The sequence below is a fragment of the Novispirillum itersonii genome, assembly GCF_014205675.1.
GTDB lineage: Bacteria > Pseudomonadota > Alphaproteobacteria > Rhodospirillales > Rhodospirillaceae > Novispirillum > Novispirillum itersonii_A.
In genome coordinates, this window is the sequence record NZ_JACIIX010000003.1 from 317,609 (window position 1) to 335,684 (window position 18,076).

Sequence of the window (18,076 nt, forward strand, 5' to 3'; positions counted from 1 at the left end):
CGATTTTTCCTGTTCCGGATCCCCGCACCGCATGATTCCCCGGTTGCTCCAGACGCTGACCCCGATGCTGCACTGCGGACTCCGCTGTGCGGTGGTGGCGGCTGTCTGTGCCGGTCCATGGATCGCCGGGGCCCCGGAAGCCCGGGCGCAGGCGATCAGTCTGGATCAGATCTACCGGGATTCCCTGCGCGAGGAAAATGCCGGGGCGTTGCCGGGATACGTTTTGAACCGTGGCCTGCCCCCGTATCCGGAACCGAAACCGCCGGTGCCGGGCAGCGGCGAGGGGCGCCTTGGGGCGGGTGTGGTTGAAACCCAGCTGAACACGCAGATGGCGTGGAATGAGGTGCTGAAAAGCATCGCCGGCGGGCAGCCGAGTCCGTTTGCCGTTGATGCGGTGCGCCGCCGGGCAGAGCGCAGCGATCCGCAGGCGATTGAACTGCTGGCCTGGATGTTCACCAATGGCGTCGGTGTCAAACGCGACCTGACGCAGGCGTTTGACCTGTACGTCAAGGCCGATGCGCTGGGCATCGCCAACGCCAAAGAAAACGCCAAGGCCGTGCTGAAGTCGATGCGGCCCGAGGAGCGCCGGACGGTGATGAATCCGTTCGGCTGACCGTATCTGTTCTGCTGTCGGCTTGCGCCGGGGGCCGGGGATGATACTGTTTTCGCCCCTTTTTCGACTCGCCGCACCCGGATCCCTCCCCATGCTGATGATTTTGTTCAATGTTATTGCGCCGGTTCTGATTCTGGCGGTCATCGGCTATGTGTGGGCGCGGCGGCAGCTGCCGTTTGATACTCCGGCGATGACCCTGCTGGTGACGGCGCTGGGGGCTCCGGCCCTGATTGTCGAGACCCTGCTGCGGGTGAATCTCGACCTGTCCGTGCTGCTGGAAATGATGCTGGCCGCCCTGCTGACCCATCTGGCTTTCGTGGCGATCGGCTGGCTGATCCTGAAGGCGGCGAAACAGCCGATTTCGGCATTCCTGCCCTCTCTGGCCTTCGGCAATACCGGGAACATGGGGATTCCGCTGTGCCTGTTTGCTTTTGGCGATCATGGGCTGGCGCTGTCGATCGGGTATTTCACCCTCAATTCCATCTTTCTGTTCACGCTGGGATCACAGCTGGCCTCGGGGAAGGCGTCGCTGACCGATCTGGCACGGACCCCGATTGTCTATGCGGTGCCGGTGGCGATCCTGATGATTGTGGCCGGGATCCAGATGCCGGTGTGGATCGGTAACACCCTGAAACTGCTGGGTGGAGTGATGATTCCGCTGATGCTGATCGCGCTCGGGGTGTCGCTGTCGCGGCTGAAAATCACCAGTATCCGCCGCAGCGTCGGTATTGCCCTGATGCGGATTGTCATGGGTTTTGCTGTCGGCTGGGCAGTGGCATGGTTGCTGGGGCTGGACGGGGCGGCCCGGGGTGTGGTGGTGGTGCAGAGCGCCATGCCGGTGGCGATGTTCAATTATCTGTTTGCGGTCCGTTATAACAACCGGCCGGAAGAAGTGGCGGGCATCGCGGTGGTGTCGACCCTGATGTCCTTTATCCTGCTGCCGTTTATCCTGATGACGGTGATGGATTTCTGATCCTGCGCCCGGTCCCGTCCGGTTCTGTCCCGGCAGATGCCGGTCTGCCCTGCACACCCCGGGCTGGACATCCGGGGCGGAGCGGTGCATGTATTGGCATCTTTTTGACAGTATGGGGTTGCCCCACCGATGAACTGGCTGACCAACTTCGTCCGCCCCAAGATCCAGCAGCTTGTCCGCCCGAAGGAGGTTCCTGATAACCTCTGGATCAAGTGCGGTGCCTGCGAACAGATGATCTTCCACCGGGAGCTGGAGAAGAATCTACAGGTCTGCACCCACTGCGGTCATCACATGCGCCTGCCGGTGAAGAAGCGGCTGGAGCTGCTGTTCGATGACGGCAACTATAAGCGCATCGAGCTGCCGAAGGTGGCCGAGGATCCGCTGAAGTTCAAGGACCTCAAGGCCTATCCCGCCCGCATCAAGGAAGCCCGGTCGAAGACCGGGGAGCATGATGCCATCATCGTTGCCCATGGCGCGATGGGCGGCATGGATGTGGTGATCGCCGCTTTTGACTTCTCCTATATGGGGGGGTCGATGGGCATGGCGGTCGGCGAGGGTCTGGTGGCGGCCGCCGAGCTGGCGATCGTGCAGGATGCGCCGCTGATCGTGGTTCCGGCCTCGGGCGGTGCGCGCATGCAGGAAGGCATTCTGTCGCTGATGCAGATGGCCCGTACCACCGTCGCGGTGGAAAAGGTGAAGGAACATGGTCTGCCGTACATCGTGCTGCTGACCGATCCGACCACCGGCGGCGTCACCGCCAGTTTCGCGATGCTGGGTGATATCCATGTCTCCGAGCCGGGGGCGACCATCGGCTTTGCCGGGGCCCGCGTGATTGAAAGCACCATCCGCCAGAAGCTGCCGGAAGGGTTCCAGAAGGCGGAATACCTGCGCGACCATGGCATGGTGGATGTGGTGGCCAAGCGCCATGATCTGCGCAAGACGCTGATCAATATCCTTGATCTGCTGCGCAACCGTGGCCCGGCCGGGCAGGTCGTGCCGCTGCGGACCCGGGTTGCGGCGGAATAACCATGTCCGTCGTTCCGGCTGATCCGTCCGCCGCCCTTGACCGCCTGACGGCGCTGCACCCGAAGATCATCGACCTGTCGCTGGATCGGGTGTGGCGTCTGCTGGCGGCGCTGGGCAATCCGCAGGATCACCTGCCACCGGTCGTCCATGTGGCCGGAACCAACGGCAAGGGATCGACCGTGGCAACGCTGCGGGCCTGTCTGGAAGCGGCGGGCAAGACCGTCCACGTCTATACCTCGCCGCATCTGGTCCGCTTTAATGAACGGATCCGTCTGGCCGGTGAGATCATCAGCGATGCGGCGCTGGTGGCCCTGCTGGAAGAGGTGGAAGCCGCCAATGCCGGTCAGCCGATCACCTTTTTTGAGGTGACCACCTGCGCCGCCTTTCTGGCGTTCTCCCGCACTCCGGCGGATGTGGTGCTGCTGGAAACCGGTCTGGGCGGGCGGCTGGATGCCACCAATGTGGTGACCCGTCCGGCGGCGACCGTACTGACCTCGATCTCTCTCGATCATCAGCAGTATCTGGGGGAGACACTGGCCTCAATCGCCGCCGAGAAAGCCGAGATCATGCGCCCCGGTGTGCCCTGCATCGCCGCCGCCCATCCGGCGGAGGCTGCTGCGGTGGTGGATCAGGCTGCGGCCCGGATCGGCGCGGTCCTGTGGCGGGAAGGGCGGGATTTTACGGCCACTGCCGCAGAGACGCAGACCCTGTCTTTTGTCGTCGGGGATCTCCGGCTGACCCTGCCCCGGTCCCGTCTGCCGGGGGATCATCAGATCCAGAACGCCGGTCTGGCGCTGGCAGTCCTGACACGGGTGCCGGAGCTGGCTGTGCCGGAACAGGCCCTGCGTGACGGTCTTCCGGCGGTGGAGTGGCCCGCGCGGTTGCAGCCCCTGAGCCGGGGCCCGTTGGTGGAAGCTCTGCCACAGGGCTGGGACCTGTGGCTGGATGGTGGCCATAACCCCGATGCCGGGGAACGCCTTGCCGCTTATCTGCGTCAGCAGGGGGAGACCCGACCGCTGGATCTGGTGGTTGGGATGATTGATACCAAGGATGAAGCCGGGTTCCTGCGTCCGCTGCTGCCGCTGGTGCAGCGGGTCCGCACCGTGCCGGTGCTGTCCAGTGCCGCCGGGCGTCTGCCGCAGGCGGTGGCGGAGACGGCCCGGGGCTTGGGCGCTGCTGATGTCTCGGCCTGTGACAGTGTGGCGGCCGCGGTGGCCGCGCTGGTGGCTGATCAGACCGCTCCGCGCCGGGTGCTGATCTGCGGGTCGTTGTATCTGGCCGGGGATGTTCTGGCGACGAACGGGTGATACCGCTTCCGGATGCTGCGGTCATGTGATGAGAACAGGGGGGCCCGATGGACCCCCTGTTCTGTTTCCGACCGGTGAATCTGTCGGCTTACAGGGTGTTCTTCCGGGCACTGCGGGCGAGAATCCAGTAGGTTGCCATCGACAGGACCCCCATGATGCCGATGCTCAGGCACATCGGCAGGGTGGTGCCATTGTGCAGCAGGCCGACCAGATATCCGGCGATGGCCCCGCAGCCCATTTGCAGGAAGCCCAGCAGGGCGCTGACCGATCCGGCGATTTTCGGGAACGGGGCAATCGCCCCGGCGGTGCCGTTGGGCAGGGTCAGGGCGCAGAAGAAGAAGTACAGCGAGATCGGCGCAATCACCCCGACCGGGGTCTGGATCCCGGCCAGCGCGACTCCGGCGGTCAGCAGCCCGGCGGCACCGATTCCCAGTGTTCCGAAACCGAGAACCCGGTCCAGCCCATAGCGTCCGGTCAGGCGGGCGGCGAGGAAACCGCCGCTGATGTAGCCGACGACGACGCAGGCGAAGGCAAAACCGAAATGGGCGCTGTCGATGCCCAGCACGTCGATGATTACAAACGACGAGCCGGAAATGAAGCTGAACAGCCCGCCGAATCCGAAACCGACGGTCAGGGTATAGCCCATGAACACCGGCGATTTCAGAAGGTTGCCATAGGTGCGCAGCAGACGGCCGGGCCGGGTGGCCTGTGGATCCATATGGGCGTTGGTTTCCCGCAGCAGCAGCAGGGTTGCCGCCAGCACGCAGACCCCGAACACCACCAGCGCCACAAAGTTTGACCGCCAGCCGAAGCTGCCATGCAGCCAGCCGCCGATGATCGGCCCGACCGCCGGGGCCAGAGCCATGGCGCTGGCCATATAGGACATCATCCGCGCCGCCTCATCGCGGTGATAGACATCCCGCACAATGGCCCGGCCCAGCACCGGCCCGGCGCAGGCCCCGAACGCCTGCGCAAAGCGGGCAAGGATCAGGGCATCGATGGTCGGGGCCAGCAGGCAGGCGACCGAGGCCAGCAGGTACAGGATGATGCCGCCAATAATCACCGGGCGCCGCCCGAAACGGTCCGACAGCGGGCCGTAAATCAGCATGCCGCAGGCAAAGCCGAGGGTGAAGGCCGACAGGGTCATCTGCACCTGACTGACGGTGGTGCCGAAGGCCCGGGTCATGTCCGGCAGGGACGGCAGATACAGGTCGGTGGACACCGGGCCGAAGGCGACCAGAAAGGTCAGCAGGACGGCGACGGTCGGGGTCCGGGGATCAGGTTTGACGAACATGGGGGAGGGGGACTTCCGCGCTACTTGTTTCATTTGCAACTATGACAGGGCGGTCCGCTGACGGGAACCACCCGAATCGGCGGGGCGGGGCAGGATCGGGTTACCGGATGGTAACCCTGTCAGGACGGAGACCTCAGCCGTAGAGATGCAGGCTGCTGCCATGCCGCTTCAGCCAGTCGCGGGGGACGGCGTGATCCGGCATCAGCCGTGCCACCTCCGCCCAGAACCGGGGGGAGTGGTTCATTTCCGCCAGATGGGCCAGCTCGTGCGCCACCACATAGCGCAGAACCGGCGGCGGAGCCATCACCAGCCGCCACGAGAACGACAGATCGCCCAGTGTGGAACAGCTGCCCCAGCGGGAACGGGTGTCGCGGACGGTGATCCGTCGCACCCGCCCTTCTGCGAGGGGGGACAGGCTCTGGCAGCAGGCGGTGATTTCCTGCCGGGCCAGCCGGGTCAGATAATCCCGCACCCGGTTCTCCGGTTTTTCCACCGGTCCGGTCAGGATCAGCGCCGTCTCGGTCAGAGTGATTCCCCGGCGGCCCTGTGGATCATGGGTGATCAGGCGGTCCTGCCCGGCCACCGGAATGCGGTGACCGGGCAGGAATGGCACCCGTCCGGGGGCGGTGGTCAGCCGCCGCCCGATCCAGTCGGCATGGTCACTGACAAATCCCCGGATAAAACGGGCGGTGACTCCCGGCGGCGCGGTGACGGTCAGGCAGTTGTCGCGGGGGATGTAGCGCAGGGTCAGCCGGACCGCCCGGGGCGACACCCGCACCCGGACCGGCAGAACCTGCCCGCCGACCTCCACCGACAGGGTTGCTGACCGGGGCTGTGGGCTGCTGCTCACAGATCCGGCCAGTCAACGATGTGGTGGTCCAGCGGCCCGGCCTTGCGTTCGGAAATCACCCGGCCCCGGACGCTGATCCCGGCCTCATGAATGGTTTCGGCGCTGCCGGAGACCAGCGGGTGCCACCACGCCAGATCCTTGCCTTCGTGCAGCAGCCGGTAGGCACAGGTGGTCGGCAGCCAGACCGCCGTCTCAATGAACTGCGGGAACAGCTGCACACAGTCGGGCACAAAGTCCCAGCGGTTGGGGTAGTCGGAACATTGGCAGGATCCGAGGTCGAGCAGACGGCAGGCGACATTGGTGTTGTGGATTTCACCCGGTTCGCCGTCTTCGTCCTCGTCCTGAAGTTTGTGCAGGCAGCATTTTCCGCAGCCGTCGCACAGGGATTCCCACTCATCGCGGTCCATCTCCTCCAGAGATTTCCGTTTCCAGAACGGAAGCTCTCCGGAGGGGGCGGACGGCGGTGTCAGGGGGGCGGCAGCCTCAGGCGGCGCGCTGCTTTTCGGCCCGCGCCCCGTGGGCGCGGATGAAGTCTCGGACATGGGGCAGGATTTCCTCGCGCCAGCGGCGCCCGTTGAAAATACCGTAATGCCCCACTTTGGGCTGAAGATGATGCTTGCGCAAGTCATCCGGCAGGCTGCTGCACAGGCTATGGGCGGCAATCGTCTGTCCGGCCCCGGTGATGTCGTCGCGTTCGCCTTCGACGGTCAGCAGGGCAACATCGGTGATCGCCTTGGTGTCAACCCGGCGGTCGTGAATCATCAGGGTGCCTTCCGGCAGGGCATGTTCCTTGAACACCCAGCGGATGGTGTCGAGGTAGAACTCTGCCGGAAGATCCATCACCGACAGATATTCGTCATAGAATTCCCGGTGCTTTTCCGCCGAGTCGCCGTCACCTTTGATCAGGTGGCGGTAATAGTGCAGATGGGCGTTCATGTGGCGGTCCATGTTCATCGACATGAAGCCGGACAGCTGAAGGAAGCCCGGATAGACCCGCCGCCCACGCCCGGCGTAGCTCATCGGCACGGTGTGGACCACCTTGCTTTCAAACCAGCTCATCTCGTGGGTATCGGCGAATTCGTTGACGGCGGTCGGGCTCTGGCGGGTGTCGATCGGGCCGCCCATCATCACCATCGAGGCCGGACGGCAGGGGTCCTTGTCCTCGCTCATCAGCGACACCGCGGCCAGAACCGGCACGCTGGGCTGGCAGACGGCCATGATGTGGGTGTTGGGGCCAAGGAAGGTCAGGAAGCTGCGCAGGTAGTCCACATAGCTGGCGAAGGTGAAGTCGCCCTTTGACAGCGGCACATCGCGGGCGTTGACCCAGTCGGTGATGTAAATGTCGTGGTCGGGCAGCATCGCTTCAACGGTGCCGCGCAGCAGGGTGGCATAATGGCCCGACATCGGGGCGACCAGCAGCACCTTGGGGTCGGTCTTCGCGGCACCATCGCGGGCGAAATGCAGCAGGTTACAGAACGGCAGCTGCATCACGACTTCTTCGTGCACCGCAACCTTATGGCCGTTGATTTCGGTGATGGGCAGATTGAACGGCGGTTTGGGGTACTGGCGGGTGATCCGCTCGAACAGTTCCGCCCCGGCGGCGAGACTGCGGCCGGTGTTGGTATGGGCAAACGGCATCCACGGGTTGGTGAACATCGTCTGCATGGTCTGGGCCATCAGCCGCATCGGCGCCAGGGCCGCATGCTGCATTTCGTGAAAATGATACAGTGGCATCCTGCTCGTACCCTCCGACATATCCGCACAACGTGACACCGCCTGTTGCTCCGGGCCGGGTGGGGCGGGAGGGGGTGCCGTCTTTTCGGGGTTCCGGTTGCCTCCGGATTTGTAATTTTGTTGCGACCGTAACCGGACCGTCATTTGATTTATTGCCGGAGATTCGAGACCCGGCAAGACAGAATCTGGAAATGGTCCATAAGACCCGTACAGTCTTTTATGTTGCAATGCAGCATAGCACGGCGGGGCTCTGCCGTCAGCGATTTTAAAAATCTTCCAGATCAATCATATGCAGGAATGACCCGGCCACGGAGCCCCGGCGCAGGCCCATGGCGGGCAGCGCGGTGCCGGTGGCGTCATGGGCCCGGAACAGGCGGTCGGCGGTGGACTCGTCCTCCCGCACAATGCTGGCGTAGTGGAATTCGTGACCGCGCAGAGGGGTTCCCGCCGGTCCGAACCCGCTGTCGGTCAGGGTCACGACCCGCCGGTAGCCCAGATGCAGTTTCCGTCTGGCAAAGCTGGTCTCAACCGGCAGCAGCCCCAGCATCGGATGGGTCTGGCCGTCGGCGTCGGTCAGGGCGTCGCCAAGGGTCATGTAGCCGCCGCATTCGCCGATAATGGTGGCACCCCGGGCGGCGGCCTCCCGCATGCCCTGCCGGAACCTTTCCGCCGCTGCCAGACGCCCGGCATGCAGCTCCGGATATCCCCCGGGCAGGTATACCGCATCGGCGTCGGGGGCAGGGGATTCGTCGGCCAGCGGGGAGAACGGGACCAGCTCTGCCCCCCGTTCCTGCCAGCCGCGCAGCAGACCGGGGTAGGCGAAGGCGAAGGCGATATCGCGGGCCACCGCCACCCGCTGCCCCGGCGGCGGTGGAAACGGGCGATGGCGGGCGATGGCGGGGGGCCGCGGCGGGCGGCTCAGGGCCATCACCGCCTCCAGATCGACATGGGCGGTCACCGTATCGGCGGCGGCTTCCAGAAATGCCTCCAGATCGGCGTGTTCCTGCGCCTGAATCAGCCCGAGGTGCCGGTGCGGCAGATCAAGGGCCTTGGCCCGTGGAACACTGCCAAGCACCGGCACATCGGGAACCGCCTCGGCAAGGGCCTGCCGGATGGCGGCTTCGTGGCGGGGGCCGCCGACCCGGTTGAGGATCAGGCCGGACAGGGTGACACCGGGGCGGAAGGTCTGGAAGCCTTTGGCAACGGCGGCGGCGGACGCGCTCTGGCCGCTGACGTCGAGGACAAACAGCACCGGGAAGCCGGTGCGCAGGGCCAGCGCCGCCGTCGATCCATCAGCCAGACGGTCGTCGACGAAAGCCCCGTCAAACAGCCCCATCACCCCTTCGGCCACCGTCATATCGCCGTCCAGCCAGCGCAGGGAGGTCAGCAGCGTTTCCGGCCGCATGCCCCAGGTATCCAGCGACAGGCAGGGATGGCCGCTGGCGGCGGCGTGAAAGGCCGGGTCGATGTAATCCGGCCCGGTCTTGGCGGTGCGCACCACCAGCCCCCGGCGGCGCAGGGCCCGGACCAGACCAAGGGTCAGGACTGTCTTGCCGCTGCCGGAAGAGGCTGCGGAGACAATCAGGCCGGGGGCCAGATGGGGGGGCGCAGACAGGGAGTGGGGCATCACAGCGTGGCCGACAGTGGAGTGCAGGGGGGGGCGTTACAGGGCGGCGGCCAGCTTTTTGGCCATCTCTTCGGGGGTGGTGTCATGCCCGAAGTAGGACAGGAACCGTCCGTCCGGCCCCATCAGGTAGGTGATGGCGGAATGGTCGACCAGATAGCCTTCGGTGTCGTTTTCCTTGCCTTTTTCCTTGGCGTAATAAACCCGGTAGGCTTTGGCGATGGCGGCGGTCTGGTCTGCGGTGCCGACCAGACCGACCAGACGCGGGTGGAAGGCGGCGACATAGGCGGTCATCTGCTCCAGCGTGTCGCGGGCCGGGTCAACGGTGACGAACAGCGGCTGAATTTTGTCGGCCTTGGCGGCAGGCAGGCTGTTCAGGGCCTGCGACAGGGTGGTCAGGCCGGTGGGGCAGACATCCGGGCAGTAGGTATAGCCGAAGTAGATCAGCATATATTTGCCCTTGTAGGTTTCCTGCGTCACCGTCTTGCCGGTAGTGCCTGTCCCCGTCGTGGCTGTCATGGTGAACGGGCCGCCGAGGGCAGTGGCTTCGTTTTTCTCCAGAAAGCCCGGGGCAAACCGCAGGCCAAGGGCGACGGCCGCGACGGCGATGACGATCAGGATGACTTGCAAAGGCTTCATCGGGGGGTCCTCCGCTCAGGGGCCATCAGTCCGCGTGCCGGGCCCCGGCTGCTGCTGAAAAGGATCGGGCTACACTCAGACAAACAGGGAGACGGCCAGCCACGCCAGCACCCCGGCGTTCAGGACCAGCAGCACCGGGGCGGCCTGCGCAATCAGGCCGCGCCAGCGCTGCCCGGCCAGATGTCCGGCCAGCCCGACGGCAAACAGGTTGGGCAGGGTGCCCAGACAGAAAGCGGCCATGCCAAAGGCTCCGGCCACCGGATCGCCGGTGGCGGCGGCGGCGGCAAGGGCGGCGTAGAGCAGCCCGCAGGGAATGAAACCGAGAACCATCCCCAGCCCATAGCCACGCCAGCCCAGCGGGGCGGCGAACAGCGGGGCGGCCAGCCGGTTGATCCAGCGCCCCGCCGCCGGGGTGCTGACGGTGGCTGACGGCTGCCACAGCCGCTTCAGGCGGGGAATCGCATGACCGGCAAACAGCACGGCCGCCAGCAGCAGCAGGCCGGAAGACAGCCAGCGCAGGCCGCTGAGGCTGTTGATCTGCCCGGCCAGCGTGGCCCCGGCCGCGCCGAGCAACGAATAGGTGGTCATCCGGCCCAGCTGATAGGGCAGCAGGGCGGCACCGGTCAGCCGGTGCCATTCCCGCATCCGGTCAGCCGGGATCTTTTCCAGACGGGCCCCGACCTGCGACAGCACAAACGGGCCGCACATGCCGATGCAGTGGCTGACGCCACCGACCAGACCGGTCAGGAACAGGCTGGTCAGCAGGCCGCCCTGTTCCGCCACCACGCCGGAGCAATGGCTGAGACCGGCGGCGATCAGGGCAAAGGCGGTGTCGGGACTGGCCATGGCTTACGGTCCGGCCTGCCGCGCCCCGGCGGCGATGATCTGCCGTAGGGAGACGACCTCGCCGACCACGACGATGGCGGGGGGATGCAGCCCGGCGGTGCGGATGGCCTCGACCAGTGTGCCGAGGGTGGCGGTGACCACCCGCTGGCGTGGGGTGGTGGCTTCGGCCACCGCAGCGGCAGGGGTGTCGGCAGACCGCCCGGCGGCGACCAGACGGTCCACGATCACCGGCAGATGCTTCAGGCCCATGTAGAACACCAGAACCGGCGAGGCATGGGCCAGCGCGTTCCAGTTCAGGCTGTCCGGAACCTCGCCGTTGGCGGCATGGCCGGTGATGAAGGTGATGGCGGCATTGGTTTCCCGCACGGTGGCAGGAATCCCGGCGGCGGCCAGACCACCGATTCCGGCGGTGATCCCGGAGACCACCCGGAACGGGATGCCGTGGGCGTGCAGGAACTGGCATTCCTCCGCCCCGCGTCCGAACACGAAGGGGTCGCCGCCCTTCAGCCGCAGCACCCGGCGGCCGCTGCGGGCCAGTGCCACCAAAGTTTCAGAGATATCGGCCTGTTTCGCGCTGGGCCGTCCGCCGCGCTTGCCCGCATACAGCCGCTCGGTGGCGGGCGGGGCCAGGGCGAGGATGCGGTCGTCGACGAGTGCGTCATAAACGATCACATCGGCCTGCTGTAACGCCTGAAGGGCGTAGAGGGTCAGCAGGCCGGGATCGCCGGGGCCTGCCCCCACCAGCCAGACCCAGCCGGGCAGGAACTCAGGATAGTCCACCCCGGCCGGGCGGAGGGCCGGGCCGGTTGCCGTGTCCGGTGTATGTGCAGCGGTGTCCGTCATCATGAAACAGGTTCATACACCTCCGCCGGACTGCCTGCAAAGACTGAAACAGTCATATCCGCGTGAGCGGGGCGATCCGCTTTCGCCGGGCAGGATTTTCGGGCGCTCGGTTGCGTCGGGGCCGGGCCTGCGCTAGCTTCAGGCGGAGTGCCCGTTCATTCAGCGTCCGAGGAGCCCCATGGCGTTCAAGCTGCATCCGCCCCGTTTCCTGTCCCTGTCCACCGGCCTGCGGGCAGGCCTGCTGGGGGCGCTGGTGCTGCCGGTCCTGCTGGCGGTGGCGTCTCCGGCCCGTGCCGACATGGACCTTCCGCTGGAAAGCCCGATTGTCAGGACGATGATGAACCAGAACTGGGACGAGCTGAAGCGCGCCTTTCTGGGGGGCACCAATGTCAACGGCACCGATAATTCCAAGCAGCCGCTGATCGTGCTGGCCGCCCGCAATAACCTGATCCCGGCCATCGACATCATGCTGGATCAGCGGGCGAAGGTGGACCAGCCGGATCCCTTCGGCAATTCTGCCCTGCTGTGGGCGGCTGACCAGAACAACGTTGAAATCGTCGACCGGCTGATCAAGGCCGGAGCCAACATCAACCTTCAGAACCGTCAGGGGGTGACCGCCCTGATGCGGGCATCGGAAAAGGGATCGGTCGCGGCGGTGGAAAAGCTGCTGAAGGCCGGGGCCGATGTCACCCTGAACGATTATACCGGCCGGGATGCGCTGTCGTGGGCGCAGGCCGGAGGGAACGGCAAGATTCAGCGCCTGCTGGAAAAGGCCCGCTGACCGGTCGGCGCGGGATGATGACCCCGGCGGCCCTGCTGTTCGATATGGACGGCACCATTGCCGAGACGGAAGAGCTGCACCGCTGCTGTTTCAACAGGGCGTTTGCCGCCTTCCATCTGCCGTGGCACTGGGATGAACCGACCTATCACCGTCTGCTTGATGTGCCGGGGGGACGGGAGCGGATTGCCGCCTATGCCACCCGGACCGGGACGGCGGACTATGTGGCCCTGACCGACAATCCGGCCCTTGATGCGTTGCACCGCTGGAAAACCACCGATATGGCGGCGCTTCTGGCCTCCGGTGACAGCGGCCTTGTCGCCCGCCCCGGGGTGGCCCGCCTGTGCCGGGAGGCTTTATCCGCCGGTGTGGCGCTGGCGCTGGTGACCACCAGCCAGCGTCCGGTGGCGGAACAGGTGCTGCGGCAGACCTTGGGGGAAGAGCTGGCGGCCGGATTCCGGGTGGTGATCTGCGGGTCGGATGTCCGGGTCAAGAAACCGGATCCGGAAAGCTATCTGCTGGCCTTGCAGCGGCTGGGGGTGGACGCCGGGCAGGCGGTGGCGGTCGAGGATTCCGCCGTCGGCCTGCACTCCGCCCGCTCTGCCGGTCTACGCTGCGTGATCACGGAAAGTCTGTATACCCGCGAGCAGGATTTTTCCGGGGCGGCGCTGGCGGTGTCGGATCTGGGCGAGCCGGACCGCTGGCCGGTGCCGGTGCGGCCGGTACGGGGCGGGGCTCCGGTGGCACCGGTGACAGTGGCCAGTCTTGGGCGGCTGTTGCAGGCGGTTCCGGCCTGAAACGGCACCGTCTGTCTGATATAAAAACCCCGGCCAGAGAGTTCTGGCCGGGGTTTTGTCTTTATGGGCCGTCGGGGCGCTGACGGAGATCAGTCGCGCTCGATGGTCAGGGCAACGCCCATACCGCCGCCGATGCACAGGGTGGCAAGGCCCTTCTTGGCATCGCGCTTCTGCATTTCGTGCAGCAGGGTGACGAAGATACGGTTGCCCGAGGCCCCGATCGGGTGACCCAGCGCAATGGCCCCGCCGTTGACGTTCACCTTCGACACGTCCCAGCCCATTTCGTGGTTCACACTCATCGCCTGCGCGGCGAAGGCTTCGTTGGCTTCGATCAGGTCGAGATCGGCAGCGGTCCAGCCCGCCTTTTCCAGCGCCTTTTTAGAGGCCGGGATCGGACCGGTGCCCATGAAGGCGGGATCCACCCCGGCGGCGGCGAACGACTTGATGCGGGCCAGCGGCTTCAGGCCGCGTTTGGCGGCGGCTTCGGCGCTCATCAGCACCACGGCGGAGGCGCCGTCATTGATGCCGGAGGCATTCCCGGCGGTGACGGTGCCGTCCTTGGCGAAGGCCGGGCGCAGCTTGCCCAGCGAGTCGGCGGTGGAGCCGAAGCGCGGGAACTCGTCGGTGTCGAACAGCTTCTGTTCTTTCTTAACGGTGTAGGTCACCGGGACGATTTCGTCCTTGAAGCGGCCGGAGGTGATGGCGGCTTCGGCCTTCTGCTGGGACGCGGCGGCGAAGGCATCCTGTGCCTCGCGGCTGAAGCCCCACTTGTTGGCAATGTTTTCGGCGGTGTTGCCCATGTGATAGCCGTTGAAGGCACACCACAGGCCGTCCTTGATCATGGTGTCGACCAGTTCCGCCGACCCCATCTTGACGCCGGAGCGCAGATAGGTGCAGTGCGGGGCATTGGTCATGCTTTCCTGACCGCCGGCGACGACGATGTCGGCCATGCCGGACAGGATGCTCATTGCGCCCTGCGCCACGGTGCGCAGGCCGGAGCCGCAGACCATGTTCAGCACATAGGCGGGAACGGTATCGGGCAGACCGGCCTTCAGCACGGCCTGACGGGCCGGGTTCTGGCCGGTGCCGCCGGTCAGGACCTGACCCATGATGACTTCGGAGACTTCGGCCCCGTCAACACCGGCGCGGGCCAGCGCTTCCTTGATGACAATCCCGCCCAGTTCGGCGGCGGAAAAGGCCGACAGGCTGCCGCTGAAGGCGCCGATGGCGGTACGGGTTGCGCTGACGATAACGACTTCGGTCATGGATCGTGTTCCTCCCTGATCCTGCCGTGGGGCTTTGCACCGCACGGGCTGACTGCGTTGCCGACATCGAAGCGTCCTGGTGTCCCGGTGTGGAACCGGGCGCCGGTGCCGGACCGCCCGAAAGAGTAGCGAGGGGGGCGGTGCAAGTCCATGGGATATTGCGCCGCAAAATAGTATCGGGCCGGTTTCCTGCCGTCGCGTCAGCCGGGCTGTTCTGCCGGGGTTTCGGCGCAGGCCCGGCGCAGCCAGCGGGCCAGCGGGCCATAGACCGTCCGCACGGCGGCGCTGCCGGTCATCATGCCGATGTGGCCCAGCGGCACATCCAGACGGGTGGTGCCGCCGGGAGCACCCCGCAGGGCATCGGACAGGGCAATGGCGGATCCGGGGGGTACGATCCGGTCATTCAGCGGGACGATGGTCAGGGACGGGATGGTCAGGCCGCCGGGCCGTATGGTCTGGCCATCCACCGCCCATTCCTGCCGGAAGGTGCGGTTCTCGCCGTACCAGTGCAGCAGGCATTCCTGCGCTGCCGGTCCGGCCAGAGGCACCCCGTCGTTCACCCAATCCTCCAGGGCGACAAAGGCCTTGGCCTTGTCGGAAGATTGCGGCAACCCGGAAAACATGCGGAATTTGCGGGAGATCGACCCCGGATCGAGCCCGGAGAACATCGCCTGAAGAATATCGACCGGCAGGAAGCCGAGATGTTCCACCGCCTCCGCCACTTTCTGGCGGGTTTCCAGCAGCAGACGCAGGCCGCCGCCGGATCCGGCATGGAAGTTCCACGGGGTGGCCAGCCCGACATAGGCGGCGCACAGGTCCGGGCGGCGCTGGGCCAGCGCCAGCGTCAGCACCCCGCCCATGCAGTACCCGATGACCGCCGGTTTCCGTCCGGTCAGCCGCAGAACTTCCGCCGCCGCCGGTTCCAGCCGGTGCAGGACGTAATCCCCGAGGGAAAACCGGCGCTCCTCCAGCGGGTCGCCCCAGTCTACCAGAAACGGCCGGAAGCCACGCCGGGCCAGCCAGCGCATGAAGCTGCGCTTTCCGTTCAGGTCCAGCACATAAGCGCGGTTGACCAGCGACGGAATCGCCAGCACCGGCAGGCCGTCCTCCGGCCCGCCGTAGCTGCGCAGGCTGACGCCGCCCGCCTGCCAGACCACCGGGGCATCTTTCAGGCGGCGGCGGTAGGGGTGATGGCGGTAGAGATCCAGTCCGTGCAGGAACTGGTTAAAGCGGCTGCGGGATTCCGCCTCGAATGCCTCGGCGAATTCAGCCGGGCTGGCGTCGCCGAGCAGGGTTGCCATTTCCTCCGGCAGGTCGGGATTCCAACGCGTGGACCCGCTCTTCAAGAGCTGCGATGCGGCGCAGCAGCTCAGCAGTGAGGTCAGCTCCATTCCCAGAAACATCGGCAGCGGGCGCGGCCCCAGTCGCGGGGCCCGGCTGTGCAGCGGCGGGGGCGGGCTCATCGGCGGGCGTCTCTCCGGGCTGTGGGGCGGAAGCGGCGGCAGTGTGGGCGGCGGAGTGGCCCGCCGGTGCGGCCTGTGCGGTCTGTGGCCACAGACCGGCCAGATCCCTGGCGGCCTTCGGCAGGTCGTGCAGGGCCTCGCTGCCTTTGGTCATCATCGAGAAGGTCCGGGTCATCAGGTCCAGCGTTGCCGGGTCCTGCGACATCCTGCCGATCTGATCCTGCCACAGATCAAGGGTTTTGCGGGCCAGTGCCGACAGATCGGGCGGGGAGGCCGGGCCGCCGCTGTCGCCGCCGGGGGGAGAGGAGGGTTTTGTCATGGCCGCACCGAACGGGTTGAAAGAACAGTCTGAGAGAACACAGAGTACAGCAGGAAATTGCTGCCGCACTTGCATTTTTCTTGCTGCAAAGCGGCATCGCAGGCACTGTTGAAGCTGCAATGACGCAGGGAAAGCCGGATGACGGCGCGGGAGACTGAACCCTGCCATAACAGGGAAACGCACAATGGCTGAAACCAGGAACAGCCCGATCACCATTAAAAAGTACGCCAACCGTCGGCTGTACAACACGGCGACCTCCAGCTATGTCACGCTGGACCACCTGTGTCAGATGGTGAAGGACGGGACCGAATTCGTGGTCTATGACGCCAAGAGCGGCGATGACATCACCCGCTCCGTCCTGACCCAGATTATCGTCGAGGAAGAAAGCAAGGGTGGCCAGAACCTGTTGCCGATCGGTTTTCTGCGCCAGTTGATCGGCTTTTACGGCGACAGTCTGGGCGGTCTGGTACCGCGCTATCTGGAACACAGCATGCAGGCGTTTTCGCATAACGAAGAGCGGATGCGCGACATGATGCAGAACGCCTTCGGCGGCATCTTTCCGCTGCAACAGTTTGAAGAGCTGAACAAACAGAACGTCTCCTTCTTCGAGAATGCGATGAAGATGTTTGGCCGGTTCTATGGAGAGGATGGGGTTCCGGGGAAGCCGGGCACCGCCCGCCCGGCGGCCGGGGAATCGAGCATTGATGACCTGAAGGCCAAGCTGAATGCCATGCAGGAACAGCTGGATGCCCTGAGCAAGAAGGGCTGAGATCCCCTGTTATTTCAGATCCGCGTGATCTGATGCCAAGCGGCCACCGTATCGGAAGACGGTGGTCGCTTTTTTGTTGGGGCACGCCAAAGGGGTGTTTATCTGCGTGTATTTGCAAAATGCACACGATTTTCCGACCAGAAGTTCATGTATTCGCATTCTGCAAAGGCTGCTTTGTTCTTTGGTGTATGAAAAAGGATATTATCGTATCAGGAGTAGTTCCGAGGGATCACTTGCAGCAATGGCGCGGGGAGCGTATCCCTTTAGTTGATCAGGGGGACAGAATATGGTCGCAGAAGATGACCGGTCCCGATCCATATCCAGCCGAAAGCCGCCAGTCCCGTTGGTGGTCCGTTCCCGGAAGATATGCCCGTGCTTGAGATGAGAGGGATGTCGATCATGAACTACTCGCCCACCACCGTGCGCCCCGACCAGCCCGCCAACCGGGCCACTGACACCGACCGTCACGTCGGCACCAAAATCCGGGAACGCCGGATCATGCTGGGGCTGTCGCAGCAGCAGATGGCCGATATGATCGGTGTGACCTACCAGCAGGCCCACAAGTACGAGCGCGGCATCAACCGCATCTCTGCCGGTCGCCTGTATGAGATTGCTCAGGTCCTGAATGTGCCGGTCAGCTATTTCTTTGAAGGGCTGGATGACGCCCGGGGGACCGATCTGGCCCCGCGTCAGCGGATGTGTCTGGAACTGGCCCGCAATTTCGCGATGATCCAGAACGAACGCCATCAGGAAGCGCTGTCCGGCCTGGCCCGGGCGCTGGCCTCCGATCCGGCCTGACCGGGATCTGTTCTGACCGTCAGGGTCCCTCCCGCGCCCCCGTGATGTCTGTCCGGGGGCGTTGGCGTTTGTGTGGGGGGGGGGGGCGCTCATCTCACGGGTCGGCCGTCTCGCGGACCGGTTGTCTTCACGCGATTG

General features: G+C 65.4%; 19 protein-coding genes. 8 read left to right on the forward strand and 11 right to left on the reverse strand.

From position 1 onward, the window contains the following. Window positions 1-31: 31 nt before the first annotated feature. The 4 genes from FHS48_RS06475 (at window position 32) to FHS48_RS06490 (ending at window position 3,919) form a co-directional block, all read left to right on the forward strand. Window positions 32-613: a sel1 repeat family protein gene (locus tag FHS48_RS06475; RefSeq protein WP_184262521.1), complete on the forward strand. Its 582-nt coding sequence runs from the start codon at window positions 32-34 to the stop codon at window positions 611-613. 91 nt (window positions 614-704) lie between these two features. Next, entirely contained in the window at window positions 705-1,586 is an 882-nt protein-coding gene (locus FHS48_RS06480) for an AEC family transporter (RefSeq protein WP_184262523.1), read from the forward strand. Window positions 1,587-1,715: 129 nt separating this feature from the next. Next, a complete protein-coding gene (gene accD / locus FHS48_RS06485) occupies window positions 1,716-2,612 on the forward strand; it encodes an acetyl-CoA carboxylase, carboxyltransferase subunit beta (protein WP_184262525.1) in 897 nt (298 codons plus the stop codon). Between the two features lie 2 nt (window positions 2,613-2,614). Then, window positions 2,615-3,919: a bifunctional folylpolyglutamate synthase/dihydrofolate synthase gene (locus FHS48_RS06490; RefSeq protein ID WP_184262527.1), complete on the forward strand. Its 1,305-nt coding sequence runs from the start codon at window positions 2,615-2,617 to the stop codon at window positions 3,917-3,919. An 88-nt stretch (window positions 3,920-4,007) separates the two neighbouring features. Here the strand turns inward: FHS48_RS06490 and FHS48_RS06495 are convergent, their stop codons facing one another. The 8 genes from FHS48_RS06495 to cobA all read right to left on the reverse strand — a co-directional run bounded on the left by FHS48_RS06495 (window position 4,008) and on the right by cobA (window position 11,749). Then, window positions 4,008-5,213 (reverse strand): multidrug effflux MFS transporter, encoded by a 1,206-nt coding sequence (locus FHS48_RS06495; RefSeq protein ID WP_184262529.1) that lies wholly within the window; start codon window positions 5,211-5,213, stop codon window positions 4,008-4,010. 133 nt (window positions 5,214-5,346) lie between these two features. After that, complete coding sequence (locus FHS48_RS06500; RefSeq protein WP_184262531.1) at window positions 5,347-6,063, reverse strand: M48 family metallopeptidase; 717 nt, start codon at window positions 6,061-6,063, stop codon at window positions 5,347-5,349. Then, window positions 6,060-6,533 (reverse strand): YcgN family cysteine cluster protein, encoded by a 474-nt coding sequence (locus FHS48_RS06505; RefSeq protein WP_184262639.1) that lies wholly within the window; start codon window positions 6,531-6,533, stop codon window positions 6,060-6,062. The genes FHS48_RS06500 and FHS48_RS06505 overlap by 4 nt, the downstream gene beginning before the upstream one ends. Window positions 6,534-6,546: 13 nt before the next feature. Next, the gene (locus tag FHS48_RS06510; protein WP_184262532.1) at window positions 6,547-7,797 is read right to left on the reverse strand and encodes a polyhydroxyalkanoate depolymerase; all 1,251 of its coding nucleotides are present in this window, start codon (window positions 7,795-7,797) and stop codon (window positions 6,547-6,549) included. Between the two features lie 265 nt (window positions 7,798-8,062). Further along, window positions 8,063-9,424: a cobyrinate a,c-diamide synthase gene (locus FHS48_RS06515; protein WP_184262534.1), complete on the reverse strand. Its 1,362-nt coding sequence runs from the start codon at window positions 9,422-9,424 to the stop codon at window positions 8,063-8,065. 36 nt (window positions 9,425-9,460) lie between these two features. Beyond that, a complete protein-coding gene (locus tag FHS48_RS06520; RefSeq protein WP_184262536.1) occupies window positions 9,461-10,060 on the reverse strand; it encodes an SCO family protein in 600 nt (199 codons plus the stop codon). Window positions 10,061-10,135: 75 nt separating this feature from the next. Then, window positions 10,136-10,906 carry a sulfite exporter TauE/SafE family protein gene (locus FHS48_RS06525; protein WP_184262538.1) on the reverse strand — a complete coding sequence of 257 codons (771 nt, stop codon included), beginning with the start codon at window positions 10,904-10,906 and terminating at the stop codon, window positions 10,136-10,138. 3 nt (window positions 10,907-10,909) lie between these two features. Continuing rightward, a complete protein-coding gene (cobA, locus tag FHS48_RS06530; RefSeq protein WP_184262640.1) occupies window positions 10,910-11,749 on the reverse strand; it encodes a uroporphyrinogen-III C-methyltransferase in 840 nt (279 codons plus the stop codon). A 178-nt stretch (window positions 11,750-11,927) separates the two neighbouring features. Here cobA and FHS48_RS06535 point away from each other — a divergent pair, with 178 nt between their 5' ends. Beyond that, the gene (locus tag FHS48_RS06535) at window positions 11,928-12,530 is read left to right on the forward strand and encodes an ankyrin repeat domain-containing protein (RefSeq protein WP_184262540.1); all 603 of its coding nucleotides are present in this window, start codon (window positions 11,928-11,930) and stop codon (window positions 12,528-12,530) included. 14 nt (window positions 12,531-12,544) lie between these two features. Beyond that, the gene (locus FHS48_RS06540; RefSeq protein WP_184262542.1) at window positions 12,545-13,324 is read left to right on the forward strand and encodes an HAD-IA family hydrolase; all 780 of its coding nucleotides are present in this window, start codon (window positions 12,545-12,547) and stop codon (window positions 13,322-13,324) included. 89 nt (window positions 13,325-13,413) lie between these two features. Here FHS48_RS06540 and FHS48_RS06545 read toward each other — a convergent pair whose 3' ends face one another. The 3 genes from FHS48_RS06545 to FHS48_RS20050 form a co-directional block, all read right to left on the reverse strand. Then, a complete protein-coding gene (locus FHS48_RS06545) occupies window positions 13,414-14,589 on the reverse strand; it encodes an acetyl-CoA C-acetyltransferase (RefSeq protein ID WP_184262544.1) in 1,176 nt (391 codons plus the stop codon). Window positions 14,590-14,789: 200 nt separating this feature from the next. After that, window positions 14,790-15,890: an alpha/beta fold hydrolase gene (locus FHS48_RS06550; protein ID WP_260402367.1), complete on the reverse strand. Its 1,101-nt coding sequence runs from the start codon at window positions 15,888-15,890 to the stop codon at window positions 14,790-14,792. Continuing rightward, window positions 15,856-16,371, reverse strand: a complete 516-nt coding sequence (locus FHS48_RS20050; RefSeq protein ID WP_260402368.1) for a hypothetical protein — start codon at window positions 16,369-16,371, stop codon at window positions 15,856-15,858. Before FHS48_RS20050 ends, FHS48_RS06550 begins: the two co-directional genes overlap by 35 nt. Before the next feature lie 184 nt (window positions 16,372-16,555). On the opposite strand from FHS48_RS20050, the gene phaR reads away from it, so the two are divergent. Together phaR and FHS48_RS06560 are read left to right on the forward strand one after the other, a co-directional pair. Next, window positions 16,556-17,140, forward strand: coding sequence for a polyhydroxyalkanoate synthesis repressor PhaR (phaR, locus tag FHS48_RS06555; RefSeq protein ID WP_184262548.1), 585 nt, complete (start codon window positions 16,556-16,558; stop codon window positions 17,138-17,140). A 399-nt stretch (window positions 17,141-17,539) separates the two neighbouring features. Then, window positions 17,540-17,938, forward strand: coding sequence for a helix-turn-helix domain-containing protein (locus FHS48_RS06560; RefSeq protein ID WP_184262550.1), 399 nt, complete (start codon window positions 17,540-17,542; stop codon window positions 17,936-17,938). Window positions 17,939-18,076 lie beyond the last annotated feature (138 nt).

Bases quoted from the DNA above. Each gene is read 5' to 3' on its own strand.
- FHS48_RS06475 (WP_184262521.1), top strand. From the start codon at position 32: ATGATTCCCCGGTTGCTCCAGACGCTGACCCCGATGCTGCACTGCGGA.
- FHS48_RS06480 (WP_184262523.1), top strand. From the start codon at position 705: ATGCTGATGATTTTGTTCAATGTTATTGCGCCGGTTCTGATTCTGGCG.
- accD (WP_184262525.1), top strand. From the start codon at position 1,716: ATGAACTGGCTGACCAACTTCGTCCGCCCCAAGATCCAGCAGCTTGTC.
- FHS48_RS06490 (WP_184262527.1), top strand. From the start codon at position 2,615: ATGTCCGTCGTTCCGGCTGATCCGTCCGCCGCCCTTGACCGCCTGACG.
- FHS48_RS06495 (WP_184262529.1), bottom strand. From the start codon at position 5,213: ATGTTCGTCAAACCTGATCCCCGGACCCCGACCGTCGCCGTCCTGCTG.
- FHS48_RS06510 (WP_184262532.1), bottom strand. From the start codon at position 7,797: ATGCCACTGTATCATTTTCACGAAATGCAGCATGCGGCCCTGGCGCCG.
- FHS48_RS06515 (WP_184262534.1), bottom strand. From the start codon at position 9,424: ATGCCCCACTCCCTGTCTGCGCCCCCCCATCTGGCCCCCGGCCTGATT.
- FHS48_RS06520 (WP_184262536.1), bottom strand. From the start codon at position 10,060: ATGAAGCCTTTGCAAGTCATCCTGATCGTCATCGCCGTCGCGGCCGTC.
- FHS48_RS06525 (WP_184262538.1), bottom strand. From the start codon at position 10,906: ATGGCCAGTCCCGACACCGCCTTTGCCCTGATCGCCGCCGGTCTCAGC.
- cobA (WP_184262640.1), bottom strand. From the start codon at position 11,749: ATGACGGACACCGCTGCACATACACCGGACACGGCAACCGGCCCGGCC.
- FHS48_RS06535 (WP_184262540.1), top strand. From the start codon at position 11,928: ATGGCGTTCAAGCTGCATCCGCCCCGTTTCCTGTCCCTGTCCACCGGC.
- FHS48_RS06540 (WP_184262542.1), top strand. From the start codon at position 12,545: ATGATGACCCCGGCGGCCCTGCTGTTCGATATGGACGGCACCATTGCC.
- FHS48_RS06545 (WP_184262544.1), bottom strand. From the start codon at position 14,589: ATGACCGAAGTCGTTATCGTCAGCGCAACCCGTACCGCCATCGGCGCC.
- FHS48_RS06550 (WP_260402367.1), bottom strand. From the start codon at position 15,890: ATGGCAACCCTGCTCGGCGACGCCAGCCCGGCTGAATTCGCCGAGGCA.
- FHS48_RS20050 (WP_260402368.1), bottom strand. From the start codon at position 16,371: ATGACAAAACCCTCCTCTCCCCCCGGCGGCGACAGCGGCGGCCCGGCC.
- phaR (WP_184262548.1), top strand. From the start codon at position 16,556: ATGGCTGAAACCAGGAACAGCCCGATCACCATTAAAAAGTACGCCAAC.
- FHS48_RS06560 (WP_184262550.1), top strand. From the start codon at position 17,540: ATGAACTACTCGCCCACCACCGTGCGCCCCGACCAGCCCGCCAACCGG.